General features: G+C 64.6%; 18 protein-coding genes. 12 read left to right on the forward strand and 6 right to left on the reverse strand.

What is annotated here, in order from left to right; translation table 11 throughout:
• The first annotated feature begins 22 nt into the window (after positions 1-22).
• Positions 23-1,507, forward strand: a complete 1,485-nt coding sequence (locus LMA02_RS30285) for a type VI lipase adapter Tla3 domain-containing protein (RefSeq protein ID WP_228908706.1) — start codon at positions 23-25, stop codon at positions 1,505-1,507.
• A 19-nt stretch (positions 1,508-1,526) separates the two neighbouring features.
• On the forward strand, positions 1,527-1,787 hold the full coding sequence (locus tag LMA02_RS30290) for a PAAR domain-containing protein (protein ID WP_027790130.1): 261 nt from the start codon (positions 1,527-1,529) through the stop codon (positions 1,785-1,787).
• Between the two features lie 71 nt (positions 1,788-1,858).
• Here the strand turns inward: LMA02_RS30290 and LMA02_RS30295 are convergent, their stop codons facing one another.
• Genes LMA02_RS30295 through LMA02_RS30305 form a run of 3 tightly spaced genes read right to left on the reverse strand, consistent with a single transcriptional unit; the run spans position 1,859 to position 5,503 of the window.
• Entirely contained in the window at positions 1,859-2,980 is a 1,122-nt protein-coding gene (locus LMA02_RS30295; protein WP_228908707.1) for an aromatic ring-hydroxylating oxygenase subunit alpha, read from the reverse strand.
• Positions 2,974-4,554 (reverse strand): GH3 family domain-containing protein, encoded by a 1,581-nt coding sequence (locus tag LMA02_RS30300; protein WP_228908708.1) that lies wholly within the window; start codon positions 4,552-4,554, stop codon positions 2,974-2,976. The genes LMA02_RS30295 and LMA02_RS30300 overlap by 7 nt, the downstream gene beginning before the upstream one ends.
• Positions 4,555-4,567: 13 nt before the next feature.
• Positions 4,568-5,503, reverse strand: coding sequence for a fatty acid desaturase family protein (locus LMA02_RS30305; RefSeq protein ID WP_228908709.1), 936 nt, complete (start codon positions 5,501-5,503; stop codon positions 4,568-4,570).
• A 113-nt stretch (positions 5,504-5,616) separates the two neighbouring features.
• Here LMA02_RS30305 and LMA02_RS30310 point away from each other — a divergent pair, with 113 nt between their 5' ends.
• Complete coding sequence (locus tag LMA02_RS30310; RefSeq protein ID WP_228908710.1) at positions 5,617-6,501, forward strand: metal-dependent hydrolase; 885 nt, start codon at positions 5,617-5,619, stop codon at positions 6,499-6,501.
• Positions 6,498-7,418, forward strand: coding sequence for a hypothetical protein (locus LMA02_RS30315; protein ID WP_228908711.1), 921 nt, complete (start codon positions 6,498-6,500; stop codon positions 7,416-7,418). The genes LMA02_RS30310 and LMA02_RS30315 overlap by 4 nt, the downstream gene beginning before the upstream one ends.
• Here the strand turns inward: LMA02_RS30315 and LMA02_RS30320 are convergent.
• Both LMA02_RS30320 and LMA02_RS30325 read right to left on the reverse strand, forming a co-directional pair.
• Positions 7,406-8,512 carry a hypothetical protein gene (locus LMA02_RS30320; protein WP_228908712.1) on the reverse strand — a complete coding sequence of 369 codons (1,107 nt, stop codon included), beginning with the start codon at positions 8,510-8,512 and terminating at the stop codon, positions 7,406-7,408. The genes LMA02_RS30315 and LMA02_RS30320 overlap by 13 nt on opposite strands.
• A 4-nt stretch (positions 8,513-8,516) precedes the next feature.
• On the reverse strand, positions 8,517-9,206 hold the full coding sequence (locus LMA02_RS30325) for a hypothetical protein (RefSeq protein WP_228908713.1): 690 nt from the start codon (positions 9,204-9,206) through the stop codon (positions 8,517-8,519).
• Here LMA02_RS30325 and LMA02_RS30330 point away from each other — a divergent pair.
• The 7 genes from LMA02_RS30330 to LMA02_RS30360 all read left to right on the forward strand — a co-directional run bounded on the left by LMA02_RS30330 (position 9,205) and on the right by LMA02_RS30360 (position 19,997).
• Positions 9,205-10,764 (forward strand): fatty acid desaturase family protein, encoded by a 1,560-nt coding sequence (locus tag LMA02_RS30330; protein ID WP_228908714.1) that lies wholly within the window; start codon positions 9,205-9,207, stop codon positions 10,762-10,764. The genes LMA02_RS30325 and LMA02_RS30330 overlap by 2 nt on opposite strands.
• Before the next feature lie 665 nt (positions 10,765-11,429).
• Positions 11,430-11,663, forward strand: coding sequence for a hypothetical protein (locus tag LMA02_RS30335; protein WP_228908715.1), 234 nt, complete (start codon positions 11,430-11,432; stop codon positions 11,661-11,663).
• Between the two features lie 200 nt (positions 11,664-11,863).
• Positions 11,864-12,865, forward strand: coding sequence for an FHA domain-containing protein (locus tag LMA02_RS30340; protein ID WP_228908716.1), 1,002 nt, complete (start codon positions 11,864-11,866; stop codon positions 12,863-12,865).
• Complete coding sequence (locus LMA02_RS30345; RefSeq protein ID WP_228908717.1) at positions 12,862-16,911, forward strand: TOMM system kinase/cyclase fusion protein; 4,050 nt, start codon at positions 12,862-12,864, stop codon at positions 16,909-16,911. The genes LMA02_RS30340 and LMA02_RS30345 overlap by 4 nt, the downstream gene beginning before the upstream one ends.
• Before the next feature lie 33 nt (positions 16,912-16,944).
• Positions 16,945-17,289 (forward strand): BMA_0021/BMA_0022 family TOMM bacteriocin, encoded by a 345-nt coding sequence (locus LMA02_RS30350; RefSeq protein ID WP_228908718.1) that lies wholly within the window; start codon positions 16,945-16,947, stop codon positions 17,287-17,289.
• Between the two features lie 16 nt (positions 17,290-17,305).
• On the forward strand, positions 17,306-17,668 hold the full coding sequence (locus tag LMA02_RS30355; protein WP_228908719.1) for a BMA_0021/BMA_0022 family TOMM bacteriocin: 363 nt from the start codon (positions 17,306-17,308) through the stop codon (positions 17,666-17,668).
• Positions 17,669-17,759: 91 nt separating this feature from the next.
• The gene (locus tag LMA02_RS30360; protein WP_228908720.1) at positions 17,760-19,997 is read left to right on the forward strand and encodes a TOMM precursor leader peptide-binding protein; all 2,238 of its coding nucleotides are present in this window, start codon (positions 17,760-17,762) and stop codon (positions 19,995-19,997) included.
• A gap of 120 nt (positions 19,998-20,117) precedes the next feature.
• On the opposite strand, the gene LMA02_RS30365 is transcribed toward LMA02_RS30360, so the two are convergent.
• Entirely contained in the window at positions 20,118-20,693 is a 576-nt protein-coding gene (locus tag LMA02_RS30365; protein WP_228908721.1) for an AidA/PixA family protein, read from the reverse strand.
• 281 nt (positions 20,694-20,974) lie between these two features.
• Here LMA02_RS30365 and LMA02_RS30370 point away from each other — a divergent pair, with 281 nt between their 5' ends.
• The gene (locus LMA02_RS30370; protein ID WP_228908722.1) at positions 20,975-21,106 is read left to right on the forward strand and encodes a betaine-aldehyde dehydrogenase; all 132 of its coding nucleotides are present in this window, start codon (positions 20,975-20,977) and stop codon (positions 21,104-21,106) included.
• Positions 21,107-21,242 lie beyond the last annotated feature (136 nt).

Consider the following 21,242-nt stretch of genomic DNA (forward strand, 5'->3'; position numbering starts at 1 on the left):
ATTTTTGGGAGGGAATATTGCAATGTATCGACGCTTGTCGCTGTTGATCTTGCCGCCGCTATTGTTGGCGGCAGGCGTCAGTATCGCCTATGGTGCCTCGTTGCGTAGAGACTCGCCGCCTCAAGACACGCCGGCTGCTGCTCGTCCCTCCAGCGCAAATGAAGCGGTCATTGCAGGGGACGGATCCCGGGACGCACGGTTCACATTGGAGATACGACGCTTTGGCGTCGCCGTTGACCGGTTTCGCCAGCGTGCGCTATTGATGCGGCTGGACGAGGCAGGGGCCAATGGAACGTTGCTCCTGCAAGATCCCAAACAATATCCGTGGTCGAGTAGTGATCGAAGCTTTGCGGGACATAAGCGCGAGAACAACGTTTTCGGCTATACGTTGCGCGGATGGGTCGATTATTGGCCGATTCCCGTGATAGTGGCCGGGCCGCCGCGAAACGAGAGTGATCCGGATGCGGACCGCATGGCAACCCACATCAGCAGTGCGGATAACGGGGCGGGGATTGGTAATACCCTTTATATGAGACTCGATGAAATACACACTGCGCACGGGGACGATGTGGTCTCTAGAGCGTTTGATATTTTTGACCGCGAGCCGGACTTGCCAGCAGTAGTGTTGCTGGTTGAGGATGGAATCAACACGCGATCCTATTTGGGTACTCCGGGTGCCGATTACCTGGGTTTGTCCACAAAAGATGGAAACTTCGTACCAAAGAATCCGGACAGTTACGTTGCGTTGCTCGTGACGAGAAAGGATCGCGTTGACCGACTGATTCGTCCATATGTGGTGGACGCACCAGAGGCAATCGACAACACCCAGACCCGATATGACGTGATCAAGCTGTGGAATTATTTCTGGCAGCTTCAGAAAGCCTACTGGAAGAAGGGTGCAAAGGAGATGCCGGTGGACTACTGGCAGGCGAAGCTCCCCGAGTTCTGGAAGACCGCGTCGCTGAAGATGCCGGACGGCTTCAAGCCGAACCCGTGGGTGCCAGTTCCTTGGACCACGTGGCAGTTGAAGGAATACGACAGATGGCCGGTCCTGGCCAATCTGCATCGACCGGTGCGAGTCGACCTGAGCAACGGGCACGGGACGCCGTTGAAGAAGGGCGAGCGAATCGAAAAGATCCGCGCCGGCTGGCAGCAGGCAGTAGGCACGCTTGCGCCCGGCGAGCAGCCGGGACGGATGTTCTACGACACCGGCACCTCGACCGCCAATCTCGCGTTGCTGGTGCAGTCGCTGCACGACAACCCGCAGCACGTCGATATTGACGATCCGAAAGACGCATTCGACATGCAACGCCGTATCGGCGGCGACACCGGAACGAGCTCGATCTGGGTCCAGACCGCGCTGGCGCTGATGATGGGTTATGGCGACGGGAAGACGAGCGCACTGATCAACCTGCGGGATCCGCTGCATGCCACGATCGTCATGCTGACGCCGCCAGACGCCGCGTCGCGGCAGGCGCATCCGCAGACGTTCAGCTGGGATTTCTGACGGACCGGATCGACATGTCATGGGTCAAAAGCGATACATCATCGAGGGCGATGTGCACAGCCACGGCGGACGCGTTGTGTCCGGGGCGCCGAACTCGCGAATCAACGGGCGCGCGATTGCACGCTTGCACGATCCCGCGATTTGCGAGATTCACGGCCTGACCTTCATTGCGACGGTGTCGGGCCACGCCCGGTTCGACGGGCAAGTCGCCGCATGCGATGGCGACTTGCTGGCATGCGGAGCACGCCTGATCGCGAGCCAGGACCAGACGGGAGGCTAACGGAAATACGGGGCACGTGGGCGGTGCGCCGGTCGAGCCGGGCGGGCCTAGCCCGATCGCGCCGATGACGTTCAGATCACGAATTCCATCGGCTTCGTGCCGCATTGCGCATCGGACAACGGCTCGCCACGCTGCGTCGCGGCTAACAACCGGCCGATCGCAATGTGGACCACATCGGCGCGCACGCTCGACGGCGTGAAGCCTGCGGCGTTGTCGAGTCCCTCGCGGTGCGCACGCATGATTCGCACGTCTTGCTGGATCACGGAATGCGTGTAGAGGTGCAGCAGCGGTTTCAGCGCGCGCAGCACCGCGGCCGGCAAGGCAAAGCGATAGGCGATGTACGTATAGACACGCGATCGACGCGTGTCGAGCGGCGTGATCTGGCTGATGATCAGAAAACTCGAGCGGCTACCCCAGTGATAGTCGCACCGCGTGACGTTCGGTACATAAAAATGATCGGTATGCCGAAGCGGTTCCCTGGACGGATTGGTCAGCCAGTCCAGCATGCCGATCTTGTCGCCGTCATCGTGATACGTGACCTCGACGCTCTGCTGCTTCAGTTCGACGGTCGCCCGTAGCCGCCGCCCAGTGGATGAGCGAAAGATCCGGTCGTGCACGAACACCGTATGCGGGACGTCCATGAAGTTCTCGACCAGCGCACCGAGATCGCCATCGAACGTATTGACCATGTAGTACGACTGCCACGGCCGTTCGCCGTGGTGCGGCATGTCGAACGGCCGCTTCAGCGCTGGATCGCCTCGCCCGCGATAGACCCAGACGAGGCCGTGCCGAGTCAGCACCGGCAACCTGCGCTGACGATATGGGTAGGTCGTACCGGTCGGTTCGGCGCTTGCGCCGTCGATGCTGGGAATTCGGGTGACGCTGCCGTGCTGGTCGTAATGCCAGCCGTGATACGGACAGACGAGGCAGCCGTCGATGACTTTCCCGGCCGACAACCGGGTGCCGCGATGCACGCATTGATCGACGAGCGCGACGATCTCGCCGTCGGCCGCCCGGAATAGCACGATGCCGAGGCCGAGTACGCGCGTGCCGAACGGTTTGTCCCGCTTGACCTCGGCTTCGGTGCCCGCGACGTACCATTGCTCGACGAGCGCGCCGAAGGCTTCACCATCGGCGTCCGGCGCGAATTCGTCGCACGGGGAACACGTTGATGCGATCGATATGTTCAACATGAGCACGCGTCCTCGATGAATGCGCGGAGTGCGTCCGCCACAGCGGGCTTGGCCACCAGTGCGCGGGGTTTGACATCGCCAGCCCGGATGCCTGCACGCTCGTGGGCTCGCTGGACGAGATCCGCCAGCTGGGCGGCGCCCCCGGGTATGCGAACCGCGCGCAACGGGCCAAGCTGGCCGACCGTGCGCGCGTGCCGGTAGTGAAAAGCGCGGGCGAGAGCCCGTTCCAGCGCATCGCGCAGGGCGGCGACGTCCTGCGTACCGCTTGCAAGCAACAGCAGGTAATGGGGCGGATCCGCGTCCGCGCACGGAATCATGCAACCTTCATCGCCCGGTTGCAGCACCTCGGAAAGTGACGCAGCAAGATAGGCTTCGTCCAGCTTTTCACCGACCAGATCGCTTTGCGTGCCCGTCCGCCCGACGAAGGCCACGCATGGCGTTCGTCCCGCATATCCGGTCACACGGACCCGATCGCCGAGCCGATAGCGGTACAGGCCGCCTCCGGTCGTCACGACGACCTCGACCGTATCGCCCGGCTTCAGTTCTTCCACGCCTATCGCGGTTCCGTCGTCGAGCAGGAACTCCAGGAAGTGGCTGCAGACGGCGAGGGGACAGCCGGCCGTATCGCCGAACGGCAGGCTGACCACCGCCTCGGTGGAAAACAAGCCTTTCGGAAGCCACGCGGCCTGCGGAAACCAGGTGCGGGCATGTGCGGCGTAGTGTTTGCTTGGGCCGTCCATCCAGCAACTCACTGCAGCGAGTTGCGGCCACACCCGGCCGCAGTGGCCATCGTCGAGTGCGCGCCGCAGCGCTGCCGTACGGTTCGACGGCAGCGAATCGAACAGGAAGGTGAGCGTATCGCGGCGTTGCGGTTCGGCGTCGCCGAATAGCGGACGAAGCAGACTGGTCAGGAAGGTCGGGCTCCATACGCTGATGAAGGCCAGATCATCAGCGGCGATCAGCGCGCGCAACGTTTCGTTGCGCCACGACCGACCATCACCCGACAGCGATGGTGCGACGAGCGTCGGCAGCAGATCGACGAGCGGACTGTCGGCCAGGTAATCGAGATCGCTGTCCGATCCGATCATGATGCCGTTGGGAGCGCGTTCGCGCGCTTGCAGTGGAGGTGACATCGACCAGTACGCGCGCCCGGCCGCGACGCCGGGCACGGCGCGATGCAGATCGGAGAGCCAGACGATCAGCGCGAACTGCAATTCTTCGAGAAAGGCCGGCGTATAGGGAATGAGCTTTTGCTGCTCGCTGCCGCCGCTCGTACGCTCGAAGAAGCGTGGCGCTTGCGCGGTCAGGATCGGAGCGGACTCCTGGAGTGCACGATCGATCCATCGGGACATGCCGGCGTAGGGGGCCACCGGCACGCGCTCGCGAAATTGTGCCGGATCTGCGATATCGGCAAACCCGTTGGCAATGCCGAACGTCGTGTTCCGATTCGCGGCGAGCAAGCGTGACAGATAGGCCGCCTGCGCGTCGCCCGGCGCATCGAGCGCGGTGAGCCACGCGCGACGGAAGGGTTCTGCAGCAGCGCCAAACGCGGCCCACGCATCCTGTGCACGCACGTGCGTCCTCTCGTCAGAAATAGGTCTTTTCGAGCTGTGTCGGATCGCTGGGCAAACGCCGGGGCGCCTCGAACACATGCAGCCAACCGTACCACAGCGGTCGCGTCTCCGCCGCGTCGGAGCATGCATGAAGCTCCTGCCAGCGCAGGCTCGGATGCCGGTGATGCGTCAGGTTGTAGTTGAAGTTGAGGAACGCCCAGCGGATCATTGTGGGGGCACGCATGTTGTATGTGCCCTCGACAACGTCGAGCGGCGTGTGCATGTGATACACCCACTGGAGCGACGACCACGAAAACGCGAATGCGAGGTAGGCAAGCGCGATGTCGAGCACGCGCCAGTCCAGCAATGCACCCAGTGCAATCCACGCGGCCACGCCTGCGAGGGTTTCGTATCGAATTCGTCGAAATTCGGCCTGGTCGAAGTCTCTGAACGCAGCCGCATACGTGTTGTCGTGTCCGTACTTCGCCCAACCATGCGGGATGCGACTCGGAAGCACGGCCAGGACGAAGCTGCCCGCGAAACTCGCGAACCAGATGCCGCCGACGATCGCCGCGTAGTATTCGATTCGCTTGCGCCACAGCGAAGCGTCCGGCTCGACGAAGTCCACCCGCTCCGCAGGTGTTCGATTCCGCACGTGGTGACCGAGATGATTCACGTGGATCAGCGTTGCCGCGGCGCCGAACATCGTCGATGCCCACCACATCATCAAGTAGTTGACTTCTCCGCGCCGATGCCCGAAACCGTGGAATGTTTCGTGCATCATCGAAAACACACCTTGCATGATCAGGCAGAACGGTACGAGCGACACCCAGCGCAAGGGGCTCGTACCGTGCGACAGCCACGTCAGGATGCCGGCCCATACAACGCTCTGTAGCGCGAGCACGCAGAGATTCAGCCGGTCGAACCGTCGCGAACGATTATCTATGGCGCTTGCATTGGCAACGAACATACAATTCGGACATGGATGGTGGCGGCGACGCAGAGCATACCTTCGATCGCCATCATCGAACAATACGCCCGCCTGCGCTGACCCTGCGCGTTACGCCACGATCGGCCACGACCATGTACGCCAAACGAACCGACGATTCAATGCATGAACGCTGCAACGACGCGGCAGACATCCGTCGGCGCAATCCGCGTTTTTGTTTTGCCGACCACATTCCTCGCTATTGGTATCGTGACAACCGCCGCGTGACGCGCTTTTTCGACGCGTTCTCGATCATGTTTCCGCTTGGCGAGAAGTTCTTTGTCGATAGCGTGAGGCAGTACTGCGACGCGCTGCCGGCCGACGGCACGCTCGCCGCGCAAGTGGATGCTTTCCTGTACCAGGAAGCCGCTCACATCCGCGAGCACCGCGCGTATAACCGGCGCCTGGCTCGCCAGGGCATGCCGGTCGACGCACTCGAGGCGCTCATGCGGAGACGGCAGCAACAATGCCGGCGTGTCGCGTCGCCGTTGCTTCAATTGACCTTCACAGCATGTCTTGAGCACTACACGGCCATTCTGGCCGATCTGCTATTGCGCGATCCGGCCATTCTCGACGGCGTCGACCCGTCGATGGCCGCGATCTGGCGGTGGCATGCGATAGAGGAAACCGAACACAAGGCCGTCGCGTTCGACGTATTTCGCGCTTGCGGCGGCGGCGCGATCAAGCGCTATTTCATGCGGACGGCGGCGATGCTCGGCGTCACGGCATGCTTCATCGTCGATCTGGGCTATTTTATCGTCCGTCTCGCGCGTGCCGACCGCGACGCCGGCAATTGGCGAAGCTGGGCACAGCTTGGCTGGTGGCTATTCGGTGCGCCGGGCATCGTTACCCGCGTGCTGCCCGCGTGGCTGGCATGGTTCTCGCCGCGTTTTCACCCTGCCCGAATCGGGAATCCGGCCACGCTGGCTGCTGCCCGCGCGGCGCTCGCTGCCGATGGCGTGACAACGGAGCCGGCATGAGCGCACGGTGTCCGGCATGGTCGCCGTCCGGCTTCGACGAGTGGCGGCAACACTACCCATCGACGCCGTTCGAACCGGCACCCGCAGCACTCGACTGGACCCGGCGCTTCATCGAATGTTGGCACGCGCATGGCGCCCACGCATCCCGGGACACGGTCATCGTGCTAATTGCGGGACTCTATTCCGAGTGGATACCTGCCTGCTTCCGGCATGCTGCGCGGGCGTTGCGTGCCGCGCGGTACCCAATCCTGCGTGTGCCGGTCCGCTCGTCGCGCGCGGTTGCCGAGCAGGGCGCGCATATCGTGCGCAACCTGTATGCGCGCCTGCCCGCTGATCGCCGCTTTATCGTCCTTACCCATAGCAAGGGCGGGCTCGATGCATTGGCGGCGCTGCATGCGGATTCAGGGCTTCGTGCTCGCTGCGACGGTATCGCACTCGTTCAGCCGCCCGTCGGCCCCAGTGCGATCGTCGACGGCCTGCTCGAGCAACGGGGGGCGCGCATCGATCCTGCATGGTTGGGTCGAGCCGCCGGGAGATTGCTGCGCACACGCTGGCTGCATGCAGGCTCGCGCGATATCGGCAGCGGGCGCGACGCGGGCATCGCGAATCTGTTGTCTGCGGTGCCCGGTGGCCTGCACTGTGTGCATGTCGTGAGCTGGTCGATAGAACGCACGTCCCGGTTCGACGCACATCACTCACGCCTGGACCGCTACCGTCCCGGTTGTGCGCATGACGGACAGTTCTACCTCGACCACCAGACGATTCGCGGCATGCCCCAAGTGTGCGTGCCGCATCTCGACCATGGCCAGCCTGTACTCGGAGGCGCCGGCTTCGATGCGGGGCGTTTCTGGCTTGCACTCGTTGCGCTCCTGAACGACACGCGAGCGGCAGCGGTCGCGAGCGGTCAGACGAGATAAATCTCGAATCCCGGGATCGCTTCGGTGCCGGCCGGATCGAGTGCGCTCGCGCCGGGCGTGGATAGCGTGTATAGATCCATCGGCAGTGCGGTGTACCGATAGCCGCGCAAGGCGGGCCATAGAGGATCGTGATCGTACAGGCAAAGCTGCAGCAAGGCGTAGCGGCTCCGCTCTCGTTGCCAGACCGCATCGAGCAGTGCCTGTGCGATGTCCGGGTCGCGTCCGCTCACATGCAGATGAGTCAGGTAGATGTCCTGAAGCGGCTGGCCGGGTGCTGCGATGGGAGGGCGTCCGAGCAACGGCGCGATGGCGTTGAAGCCGTGACGCAGCGCACCGAGCGAGCGCGGCAGACGTTCCAGGACGATGCGCTTGATACGTCCTGCATCCCACGGAGCAACGCAGCCCACGATACGCCGCTGCGCGTTACGTGCAACCAGAAAGCGCTCGATTCCGAAGTCGGGCCAGGTGTTCAGGCGGCGCGCGAATTCGTCCGCCGTAAAGACGCAACCGAAGGGGTGGGAACGCGACTCCTGGTCCAGGAACGCGCGGAGCGCGTCGGCATCGGCGGCCGACGCGTTCGTGATCCTGACGGAGCCGGCACTCCGCGCAGCAATACGCCGCGCATAGATCGATACGTTACTGTAGCCGCGCCAATGTCGAAATCCGAGCCGGGTTCGCTTGCCTGTCTTGAATAGCGATTGCGTTGCGATCCGGTTGTCACGAATGACGCAGCAGTACGTATGCTGTACATCTTCGTGCCGGGCGAGATCGGCGAGGCGATCGACGACATAGTCGACCCACGTGTGCGCTAGTTCGCGATCGGGTGCGATGCGCAAGTCGCCGAGGTAAGCGATGCGCTGTTTCTCGCTGGCGACGTAGCCGTCGCGAACGACCATGCTGGCTATTCCTTTGACGCGCCCGGCGCTGTCCTCCGCGAGCCAGGTTCGATAGTCGTTCGAATGACACCGATGCAATGCGAAGTAATCCGGTGAGCGATCGAAGCGAAGCGGCATCCCGCTGAGCATCGCGTAACGTGTTTGAAACGCGAGGAGCCGTTCGTTGTCGACCGCTGTGGCTAGCCGGATCCGCGTCATTGGCTCATTCACCGGTGAAGATTCGTCTTGCCATCGGGCGTAGGTTTTCCGGCGTCAGTTCACACAGGCAGACGAGCTCGTTGCCGCACGCGTATTCTGGATTGCGTTCCAGAAAATAGGCGACATCCGGCAGCCGTCGATGCACGTCCGGCACTTCGGCGAGGGCTGGGGCGAGGCGGCCTTGCGGTACCGGAAAATTGAGCACGCCGGACGCGGCGTCGTATGCGTGACCGAAGCGCTCAACTGCCAGATGATCGAGCAGTGCCTGATTCACGGGTTCAGTCGGTCGGTCGAATCGCGGGGTGAAGTCATGCGCGAATGCTCGCAAGTAGCGGTACGTACGATGCCCTTTGCAGATCAGAAACCAGTATAGTGCCACGTCAGGCGAGTTGCGTTTGAGCTCACCGGCGAGTCGAATCCAGCAAAACGCGAGTTGCTGGCTGCCCCAGCAGGCCGGATCCACGATCGTGTCGCCGGAAAACAGGATGCGCAGTGTGGTGTCGCACCACTGCTGTTCATATAGTTTCAACGTGGAGAAGCCGCGCAGCCTGCCGGTGTCATCGCGCATGATGACGCAATGTGTCTTGTCGTCGAGATCGTGTTCGAAGCGTGCCTGTTCCGTATCCCGGTAACAGGTCGAGTAGAGCGCGTACATATGTGCAATGTCGACGTCGCGCAGCTGCGCACGTGTCATGGAACTGGCTCGAAGCGGCATAGCGTCGTTATTCATGCGAGCTGAAACGATTTATGATGATACGCGATTGAGCCGCTCCTTTTTTCACATGCGCGCCATACCTCCTGTTTCCGTCTCCTATATACCGTCGGCGTTCGACGCGTGGCGCTGGCTGGCAATCTATGTCGTCGTGTCGGGTGCACTGTACTTCTGGGTCACACACGTGCCGATGGCACCCGTGGCGCTGTTGCGTCCGGGGCCGTACGATGCGGTCATTCCGCGTGTGTCCGCCAGCGTGCCGCTTTATTTGAGTTACGCGCTCGTGATGCCGTCGATTGTCTGGTTCGGCCGATGCCGAAATTGGCTGCTGCCCGCGTTTTTCGCAGGTGCGCTTGCCGCAGGCCTGTGCATCGTCAGTCATCTGTTATGGCCGACTGCCGTGAGCCGGTCGCCGGCTGCGACAGGATGGATCGCGTGGCTGTATCGGATCGACGCGCCACTCGCCGCGAGTCCATGCGGGCATGTTGCGCTGCCTGTGGCTGTAACCGTGGTATTGGCTGCGCTACGTGTCCGTGCAGCGCGCTATTACGCTGCGTGGAGCGCAATGCTGGCGCTCACGGTCTTGACGACCGGACAGCATCTGCTCGCGGACATGCTCGCGGGACTCGCACTCGGCATTGGCGTTGGCGGTGCGACGACCGTGCTCATTCGTCTCGACGTTGACCTGCGTACGGCCGCCGCATTGCTGCTTGAATGGCTATGTATCGTAGTTACGCTGCGAGTTGCGTTATCGGTGGGGCATTGGGGAGGCTACCTCGTCGCTGCCGTTGTTGTCGCGACCCGGCAACACGCGTTGTTCATTTTGTATCACGACGCGACACACTATCATTTGACCCGCCGCCGTTTCGCGAACGACTTTCTGATCAACTTGGCAATCGGCGTACCGGGACTCGTGCCCATCGAATTTTATCGCCCGCTGCATCTCGCACACCATCGACACGTCGGGACTGCGGAAGATCCCGAGCGGAATTATCTGTACCACGCGCAGCCATGGAAATTCGAGCCACTCGACACACTCCCGCTCGTCCGGCAACTGCTCGGTGATTTGCTCCTGGTCAACATGGTGAAAAACATGCGCGCATACCGGCGTGCGAACGGGCGTGGTGCGTCCATGTCACTGCCGCTGCTTACGGCGATAGCGACATGGGGCATCCTGCTCGTGCCGCTCGTGCATGCATGCACAGTACGCGAACTGTTGACGCTTGCGGCGCTTTGGTTCGTTCCTCTCGTGACAATCGGGGCGCTGGTGCAGAAGATCCGTAGTATTGCAGAGCACAGCGGCGGGCCGGGTGTCACGGCTGGCTGGAATGACTGGACTTATTCGTGGCGCGTCGGGTTACTGGGCCGCTTCTTTATCTGGCCGTACAACATCAACTATCACCAACAGCATCATCGCGAACCCGCCGTGGCGTGGCATCGCTTGCCCGGATTGCGTGCGTCTGACGAGCCGGTTCTGTCTTCGCGGCAATTGCTTGCATTGCTCTGGTCGTGTGCCTCGCGCCGTGGTAGTCAAAGATAGAAAAAATCCCTTCCACGACGCGATGAAGTTTCCCATCGGTCCTGGAGCGAAAGATCGGCACGACCCGTTGCGATCCGTCTGACGCGTGCCGCGCAACCATTGCACGCGGATCGCGTCATTCGACGGGCGCATTTCGATGCACGACCCGATCGTGAGTTGAGCGCAGCCATTGTCTTGACGCGCCATGGATTCATCAACCGTAGTGCGAGGCTTTGTCCAGAACGACGGGGTCAACTCCACACCAATGCGCCGCGGCCATCACCAGCCCTTTACGGGATTGACGTTGGCGTGACAGAGCAAGGAAAGCATGGATGCTGCGCGGATGGAGCGGATTCGATCTGCAGGCGGCATTGAGATTGCGCGGCCCAACGGAAGCGCAAATCTTTCCTGTCGGCGCGTTCCGTCGATATTGTCGTCGCCCCGCTCCCCGCTCCCCGCTCCCCGCTCCCCGCTCCCGGCGCCCGGACGACCGGTGCCGGATCCGGCGTGGCGGTCATTCAATCAATTGATCGTGACGCACGCGCTTGCCGATGAGATCTCCCGAAACATCCGAGTGGCGCAGCAGAATTTATGAATAAATTAATCAATGTCGATTATAAGAACATAGATGACCATTGTTTGAATTCAGGAAATTATCTAATTTAATTATCGCCCGATCAAACAAATTGTCCGCGACAGCAAAGGTTGTCGAATTCACCTCGTCATTCAATGACGTCGTACCGTTGCAGCGCTTGTCTGGTGGTCATTTGCGCGGCGATGAAGAATTTCGACCCTTTATTTGCGACCCTGAAAATTCGTCGAAATGTGAAGCATTGCAATATAAAGCCCCCGCGCTGGGTATTCCGGTTGCGATGCGTGATTTAATTTGGCAGGATTTTCATCAGGTTTTCCGGTTTTAAAACAACAAAGCGCTCGACAATTCAATTTGCCGAAATAACGCGCGGCGCGCCGGGCAACGATTGGAAAGGACGCTGGCCAGAAAAATCAGGTAACGAGGCGGCGAACGGTCGGCACCGTTCGCGATCATTGAATCAATCGCTTGTCCGGTCGCGTCGATGCGTCACGTGAGCGATCCGGGCGAATCCGACACGGGGCGGCCATGGCGACACTCAAGAACGATTCTTCCGGAGAAGCATGCCTGCTCCGCGCGTATCACGTGTTCGGCCGCGACGACGCGCGCTGCGACACGGTCATCCGGGATGGGTCGGTGTCGCGTGTCCATGCCCATATCCGCTGGGTCGGCGGGCTCTGGGAGCTTCACGATCACAGCAGCAACGGCACGTCGGTATCGGGCGTGGCGTTGCGCGACGGCGAGCACGCGGTGCTGCAGCGAGGCGATGTGATCCGGTTCGGCAGAGCCGGCATTGCACCCTGGCGTGTCGATACGCTCGACGATCCGGCCGATACGCTATGGCCGATACGAGGCGCCGCGGCGCCGATCGTGCTAGCACCGCGCCAGATCCTGCCTGCACCGGCCGCGCAGCCGGTCACGATCGTCCGTTCGCCGGCCGGTGAATGGCTGTGCGACGACACGTTGCCGCCGCGCGCGCTCCACGACGGCGATGAAGTGTCGACCGGCGACTTCGCGTGGCGCCTCGCCCTCGTGCGCCACGGCTCGACGGTGATGCTTGCCGCACCTGCCGATCCGGCCGGGCCGGCGCAATTGCTCGAATTCTTCGTCAGCCGGAACGAGGAGCACGTGCGCATGCTGCTGCATGTCCGCGGCGGCGTGGTCGACCTCGGCGAGCGTGCCCATCACTACAGCCTCGTCACGCTCGCCCGCGCACGCTCGGCCGACATGCAGGCCGGCTACGACGCCGCCACGCAGGGATGGATCGAACTCGACCGGCTGGCACGCATGCTCGGCATCGATACGTCCCATGTCAACGTGCAGATTCACCGCGCCCGGAGCCAGTTCGCGGCCTTGCCGGGCCTGGGCGCGAGCCAGCTCGTCGAGCGCCGGCGCGGCAGCGTCCGTTTCGGCGATTTTTCGTTCCGCATCATGCGCGGCGAGCACCTCGAATGCCAGTCGGTGCCGGCCGTCGGGCCGCGTATCGGCGTGCAGCGCGCGGCGCCGGCCCCGGTTGTCCATTGCCCGTGAACGCGCGCGAACCGGCCGTGTTGCCGACCGCATTTCGCCCGCCAGCCGGGCCGGACGCCGTTGCGCCGCACCAGCATGCCGCGCCTTTCGCGGCGCTTGCCGGCAAATGGCATTACCGGCTCGGCGCGCTGCTCGGCGAAGGCGGCAACGGCGTGGTGTTTCGCGCGACCTGCAACGAGACGGGCCAAGATGTCGCGATCAAGCTGATGCGGGACGATGCCGCGCTGAGCGCGGCGGAGCGCGCGCGCCGGCGTGCGCGCTTCCGGCGCGAGACGAGCCTGTGCGAGGCGCTGCGGCATCCGAACATCGTGGCCCTGCTGGACCAGGGGGAAGCGCCCGACGGGCGGCTGTTCGCCGTATTCGAACTGGTGCAGGGCAGCACCGTGCGCGACCGGCTCGCGGCACAAGGGCCGCTGTCGGCCGTCGACACGGGGGGGCTGATGACGGAGGTGCTCGACGCGCTCGCGGCCGCCCATCGGTGCGGCATCGTGCATCGGGATCTGAAGCCGCAGAACATCGTGATCACGATGGCCGATGACGGGCCGCACGGGAAGCTCCTCGATTTCGGCATCGGTGCGTTGCTGCCCGGTACCGAAGACGTCGCGCGCGACACCGCGACGCTGGCGACCGAGGTGCTTGGCTCGCCGCCCTATTGCGCGCCGGAGCAATTGCGCAACGAGCCGCCGACACCCGCAAGCGATCTTTATGCGTGGGGCCTGATCGTGATCGAATGCCTGACGGGCGATGTCGTCATGCAAGGCGCAAGCGTGGCCGACATCCTCTATCAGCAGCTGAGCCCCGTGGATGTCGCGCTCCCGCCGTCGATCGCGTCGCATCCGCTCGGCGCGGTACTGCGACACGCACTGAACAAGAATCCGCAGCAGCGCGCCGCGTCGGCCGACGCGCTCGCGGCGCAGTTTCGCGCGCTCAACTTCGCCGCGCTCGTCGGCCAGTTCGATGCCGGTCGCGCGGGCCGGCAGATGCATCCGCGCCCGCTTGCACCGCACGGCGAGACGATCCCCGCGCTCGGCGAGTTCCGACAGATCACCACCCTGTGCTGTTGCGTGACGATCGCCGGAGAGGGGCGGCAACGCCATGCCGGAACCGAGCACGGCAATGCGCTCGACGGCTACGAGGAACAGTGGCTGACGAAGTGCGCCGATATCGCCATCGGTTACGGCGCGCACGCAGGCGGACGGCTCGGCGACACGCTGCTGTTCCATTTCGGCCTGCAAGGCGATATCGACCGGCCCGCGCGCCGCGCGGTGCGTGCGGCGCTCGACATGGTGCGGGTAGCCGGGCGTGCGCTGCTGCCGGTGCCGGCGGCGGCCGGCGGACGCGTTGCCGGGGCAGGAGACAACTGGCGGGTCGAAGTGGCGGCCGCGATTCACGTCGGGCAGGCGCTCGCGCATGCGTCGCACATGTCGGGCGGCTCGACGCCCGCCGCGGCGTCGCGGCTGCTGCGGCTGGCCGGGCCCGGACAGATTCTGATCAGCGACGATGCGCGGCTCGCGCTCGAACGGCATGCCGATGTCCGGCCGACCGCGTTGCGGCTGGCGCGGGCGGGCCTCGTGCCGCAGCCGGTTCACGAGTTGCTCGGCGAGCGGCACGCCGATACGCCGTTCGATTCGCTCGACGCCGGCCTGCGTGCGCCCATGGTCGGCCGCGCGCGCGAGCTCGACGCGCTGCTGCGCGCGTGGCGCGAAACGCAAGGGCGCCATCGTCGCGCGATGCGCGGCGAGCCGGCGCCGCACGGTGTGCCGCGGCTCGTCGTCGGCGACGCGGGGCTCGGCAAGTCGCGGCTCGTGCACGCGCTGTGCGAGGCCGTCCAGGCCCGGGGCCACGCCTTCGCGCATTGCGGGTGCCTGCCCGAGCGGGAGAACCACGCGCTGTTTCCGGTCCTGCGGTTCATCGGCGCGCATTGGCATATCGATGCCGATAGCCCGCCCGGCATCGCGCTCGCGGCGATCGACGCGATGATCGCGCCGCTCGATTGCGATCATGCGGCCGCCCGTGTCGCGCTCGCGACCTGGCTGGGGCTGCCCTGCGAGGCGAAGGGGCTGCTGTGGTCGAGCGTGCGCGAGCAGCACGCGTTGTTCGATGTCCTCGAGCAACTGATCGTGTCGCTCGGCAACGGCGCGCCGGTCTTGCTCGTGATCGAGGACGTTCAATGGCTCGATCGCTCGACCGAGGACTTTCTCGCGTATCTGCAGCGCTCGCCGCGCGCGGTGGCCCTGTGCATCGTGCTCACGTCGCGCCCCGACAAGCTCGCTCGCTGGCGCGGCGCGACCGACCGCGTGGTGCTGCGCCGCCTGCCGCGCGACGACGCGCAGCGCCTGCTGTCGGCGCATCTGGGCCAGGGCGCGTTCGATCCGGCATGGCTCGACCAGCTTGCCGATCGCACGGCGGGTATCCCGCTGTTTATCGAGGCCGTCGCGCGCGAGTTGACGATGAGCGGCGCGGACGGCTCGCCCGCGCCCACGGGGGAAACCGACCCATATCCGCTTCCGCTCAGTCTCGGCGGCATGCTCGGTCTTGCATTCGATCGGATCGACGGCGCGCGCGACACGGCGCAGCTCGCCGCGACCATCGGGCTCGAGGTGGATGCGCAACTGCTCGCCGACGCATCGCCGCACGACCGGGCCACGCTCGACGCGCATCTGCGGCTGCTGCACGAAGAGCGGATCGTGTATGCGCAGCATCGGCGCGATCGCGTGTTCTATTCGTTCCGCCATGCGCTGATTCGCGATGCCGCGTATGAATCGATGCCGCCGGCCGTGCGGCGCGGCAATCACGCGCGCGTCGGCCGTGCGCTGGTCGCGCAAGCCGATCGCGGCGCCGGTGCGCATGCGTTCGGCGTCGCCGGGCACTTCGCGCGCGCAGGCGCTTGGGCGGAGGCGATCGCCCACGGCATCGACGCGGCGCGCCGCGCACTCGAACGTTCCCGGTACGACGACGCGATCCGTTACGGGCAGACCGTATTCGAATGGCTCGGCACGGCCGACTACGCGCAACGCGAGCACGACAGTGCGCGCATCCGCGCCACGTTGACGCACGCGACGATGGCGCGCTTCGGCTGGGCGGATCCGCGGGTGCGCGAGCATGCGGAGCAGTTGCTGCGGCACATGCAGACGCTCGACGATCCGGAACTCGAGATCAGCGCGTTATGGACGCTGTCGACCTACTACCACGTCGCAGGCGATCGTCCCACCGTGCGCGGGATCGGCCTGCGGCTCGACGCGCTCGCGACCGAGCGCGGCGATGCCGGCGTTCAGGTCGCGGCGGACGCAATGCGCGGCATGAGCCTGTGGGTCGACGGCCACTATGCGCGCGCCCGCGCCGCGTTCGACGCCGTGCTGGCCGGCTATGACGTGCGACGCGACGCGGGCCACCGGCGCATCCTGGGGCTCGATACGCGCGCGTGGACGATGGCATCGCTCGCGAGCGTGCGCTGGTGCATGGACGACGACCCGCAGGCCTCGCTCGCGATGGCGCGCGAAGCCGTGTATTGCGCGACCTGCCTGGACCATCTGCCGACGCTCGGCGTCACGATGCTGTACCTCGCACGCACGTACCAGCTCGCGGGCGATCGCGACGCGGCGCGATCGTTGTCGGCAGCGCTGCTTCGGCTGTCGGAGGCGCACCGGCTGCGCGCGGTCGGGCACTACGCCGCGATCATCCATGCGTGGACGCAAGCGGATCGCGCGGGCGTCGTCGCGCACCTCGATGCGCAGCGGCAGTCGGGCGGCCTGCTCGGGCTGACCTACTACGCGTCGCTGCTTGCCGAGCTGGATGCCGGGCGCGGCGACTACGACGCCGCGCTCGCGCAGATCCGGCAATGCCTCGCATGGTGCGAGTCGACCGGGGAACGGTATTACGAAGCCCAGCTGTTGCTGAAGCAGTGCGAGTACCTGCGCCGGGCCGATCCGCGCTGCGGCGGCGTGGCCGCGCTGGACGCGTGCCGGCGCGCAGTCGAAATTGCAACGACGGCGGGCATGGGCCGGATCGCCAGGCTCGCCGAAGCGACGTTGCAGTCGTTGCCGTAAGCAGTTCCATTCGTCATTCAGGAGAACAGACCGATGAGCAAGGATCTTCGATTACCGACGTACGAGCAGTTTCTCGAATACCGCGCGACCGTCATCCGGGCAATCGCCCTCGCATGGCATTCCCCGGCATTTCTCGACGAACTCGAGAGCGATCCTGTCCACGCATTGCGCGAGCATTTCGACTATCACTTTCCGTTCAAGCTCGACCTGAAGGTGCAGATCAAATCGTCGGCGTGGACACCGACCGTCAACGGCGACTGGACAGCCGGCCACAAAAACAAGCTCACCCTGTATCTGCCGCCCGCGCCGGCGGACGAGGCGCAATTCGCGCAGGCGCTGGCCGCGTACAACGCGAACCACATCACCATCATGGAATGACCTCGGGGAAACCGACATGGCAAAGGACAACGCTAATCCGACGCTCGAATCGATGCTGGAGTTTCAGAAGGTCTATCTGCGTGCGATCGCGCTTTCATGGCGGGACCCGGCATTCAAGCGCGAACTGCTGGACCAGCCGCTGGATACGCTCGCGAAATACTTCGGTTACCAGTGTCCGTGGATCCTCGACATCGAGATCGAGAAGACGCACGGTGATCATGGCTGGACGAGCGACGGGAAAGGCGGCGGGAGCTGGAACCTGCCGCGCAACGTGATGACGGTCGGCATACCGGAGCAACCGACGAACCTGGACGAAGAGGCCGTCGCGCTCGCGGCCTACTGCGACGCCGGGCCGAGCTACCTGTTCACCTGCTGCTGACCTGGTGCGGCCGAGCCGCACCCCATCGCGCGACCCGGGCCGGTTGCCCGGGTCGAGCGATGTTTGTTGATCCTTCGCACGGAATCCGACGATGCTTGATGACCTTTCGCGCGTGTTGCGCTTCAAACCGCATTTGCTCGTGCTCGATGCGGGCCCCGAGACGCTGTTCGTCGTCGACGAATTCAAACGCGCAATGCTGTCGGGCGCGATCTTCGTGCGGATCGCCGCCTGCTTGCGGGCGCGGATGACGATCGCCGAGATCGTGACATCGCTTGCCGACACGTTTGGAGAATGGGACGTGCTCGCGCGGCTCGATCACCTGGTGCGTCGCGGGTACGTGCGCGCCGACTCGCCGCACTACGACGATGCCGCGCGCGGCTTCTTCGAGCGTGCCGGGCTCGACGGTGACGCGGCTTGCGCGCGCGTCGTTCAACTGCGCGTCGCGGTCGAGGCGTTTGGCGCCGACGATGCGGCGCTCCGGTGCGCGCTCGACACGGCCGGCATCGATGTCGTGCCGGACGCCGAATTGACCGTCGCGATCGCCGATACGCACGACCGCGACGATCTCGCCGCGTGCGCCGCCCGCGTGACGGCGCGCGGCGGGGCATTGCTCCTTGTGGCGGCCGGTGGCGTGCAGACGCTGATCGGGCCGTTGCTGGCCGGCGGCGGCGCGCATGCCGATGCGCCGTGCATCGAATGCGTGCGGTACTGGATTCGCATCAACCGGCCGGTCGAGGCGCTGCTTGCGCGCCATCACGGCAGCGCGGCAACGCGTCTGCCGCCGGCCGCGTCGCGTGCCGGCGCCGCTGCCGCCGCGGCGCTCGTTGCGGCGACGGTCGAGCAGATCGCGGTCAACCGCACGATAGCGGAACGTTCGCAAACGCATATCGTGGCGCAGCGCATCGACACGTTGGCCGCTGAACGGCATCGCGTGCTGAAGCGTCCGCAATGCCCGTGCTGCGGCAATCCCGCATGGATGCGCGAGCAGGCGGCGCGGGCGCCGCGGCTCGCCGATCATGCGCCGTTGACGCGTGCCGACGGCGGCTACCGTACCGCCGACCCGCAACAGGTGTTCGAGCGTTATGCCCATCTGATCTCGCCGGTCAGTGGCGCGATCGCGTATCTGCACCCGATGCCGAAGCGGCACGCGGGCCTGCGCAAGGTCTATGCGTCGGGCTTTCTCGTGTGCCCGGCCGCCGTGCCCGGCAGCAACCGGTTCGACAGGATCTGCTCCGGCAAGGGCCGTAGCGACGAGCAAGCCCGCGTGAGCGCGCTATGCGAAGCGCTCGAACGATTCAGCAGCGTGTATCAGGGCGACGAGGCGAGGTTGACCGGCAGCATGGCAAGCCTGCTCGCCGATCCGGCTTGCGACGCCGAGCCCATCCACGTGAACGACCTTCAGCAGTTCAGCGAACGGCAATTCGATGCGCGCGACGCGATCAATGCATTGACCCGCGATGTCCGCAAGCAGGTGCCGCCGCGCTTCACGTCGCGCGACGTGATCGACTGGACGCCTGCATGGTCGCTCGTGAGCGGCAGGCGCCGCCTCGTGCCGCTGAGCTACTGCTATGCGGAAACGCCGGACAGTGCGCAGGCGCCGGCCGCGTGCGTGCACAACCCCAACGGCTGCGCGGCGGGTTCGAGCATCGACGAGGCGATTCTGCAAGGCATGCTCGAGTTGATCGAGCGCGATGCGGTCGCGATCTGGTGGTACAACCGGCTTGCACGCCCCGGCATCGATCTCGCGAGTTTCGATGATCCGTATTTCGACGCGCTCGTGCACGAATACGCGACGCTCGGGTGGCGTTTGTGGGCACTGGACATCACCACCGATCTCGCGGTGCCGACCGTGGCCGCGCTGGCGGAAAATCCGCAAGACGGGCGCTTCTCGATCGGCTTCGGCTGTCATCCGGACGGCCGGATCGCGGTGCAGCGGGCACTGACCGAAGTCAACCAGTTGCTCGATGTCGCCGCGGATGCGCCGCATCCGTGGGATCGCGACAAGCTCCCGGCAACCGGATTTCTGTATCCGGCGGCGGGCGCGCGCGCGACGACGCGTTCGACGTGGCAACCGGTCGAGGCCGCGTCGCTACCGGCAGCGCTCGCGCATTGCACCGCGCGCATCGCGGCGGCAGGCATGGACGTGCTCGTCGTCGACAAGACGCGGCCCGACATCGGCTTGTCCGTGGTGCAGGTCATCGCGCCGGGGCTGTGTCATTTCTGGCCGCGGTTCGGCGCGCGACGGTTGTATTCGGTGCCGGTCGAACGGGGTTGGCGTGCGCAGCCGTGCGATGAAACGGAGCTGAATCCGGCACTGCTGTTTCTGTGACACGACCGCGGGCGCGTCAGCGGCGGCGGAACGCGCCGGGCGGACCGATTCGGGCCGCCCGGTGCCGCCGGGCACCTCGTGCGGATCATGCCCCGGCCATGTCGAGGTGCCCGTTCGGCATCACTGGTTGCTGATGGTGAGGTACGCATCCCAGGTGACGTAGCCCTTCAGTTGCGCGTGCCGGTCGTAAATGGCTGCGACGAACGAATACGTTTCGTTGTTGCCGGGGCGGACCACGGTCGCTTTCGCGTAGTAGTCCGCGCGTGCTTCCTCGTTCACGCTGTTGTTCTCGGGCCAGCCCCGCGCCGGATAGGGCTCCGTGCTGTTGTCGGTGAGGTACGAAACGTAGCCCAGCAGATTGGTGGTCTTCGGAACGAAGTTATACAAGAAGCACTTGTAGTCGGCCGTGCCGGTCAGCGACACGGTGCGCCAGCGGATCACGTCGTCGACCTCGGCCTTGATCCGCAAATTGCTACCTCCTTCGCCCTCGTTCTGTCCCTGCGTCGTGCCCTGGCCGTAGCCGTACGCCGCATTCGCCAGCGTGGTGATCATGTACACGGTATCGGGATTGTTCCCGAGCGACGTCGGCTGGTCCGGATGCTGGCTGAGCGAGTTGTTGTTGCTCTTCAGGATCTCGTCGACATCGAACGCGATCAGCACATCGACGATTTTGAAGGTATCCAAGATCTTGGGCATGGCAGTTCCTTTCACGCTTTCTCGTTGAAAAACACTCTGCTGAGTGACGACGCCCGTGGCATCTGCATCTCTCCCATCCTGCGAAGCGGCGCTTGCGGAGAAGGCGGCGCGCGGAAGAGTATCGACAGCGTACGAAGGATCGATCCGCGAATCGATTACACACGCTTACAGCACGCGTGCATATGAATCCTGCATCCGGTGCACGGATGTCCCGGCGTCGCCGGAACCCGCGTCCTGCAGTGGGCCGGATATGTCGATGCTTCGTACCCCGGGATCTGCCGATGTCGTTCCACACGCTGCGCTGTTTCGCCGGCTGGGCAGACAAACCCGAAAGCCGGCAGATTCCGACCGGCGGCTTCATGGGGCGCCCGACGGTCAACTACACCGTCGCAGTGCCGCGATATGGGACATGAGGGGAGCAGAGCCACGGTAGTCGCCGTCGAGCGAGATGAAAGCAGCGACCCGAACCGGCGCCGCGCCTTCGTTGTCGGGCGACCCGGATTCGCGAAAATATTGGGCTCGTGGGGGCTGCGAAAAGCCTTGCAGCAG

It is taken from the genome of Burkholderia sp. B21-005 (assembly GCF_020843965.1).
Classification (GTDB): domain Bacteria; phylum Pseudomonadota; class Gammaproteobacteria; order Burkholderiales; family Burkholderiaceae; genus Burkholderia; species Burkholderia ambifaria.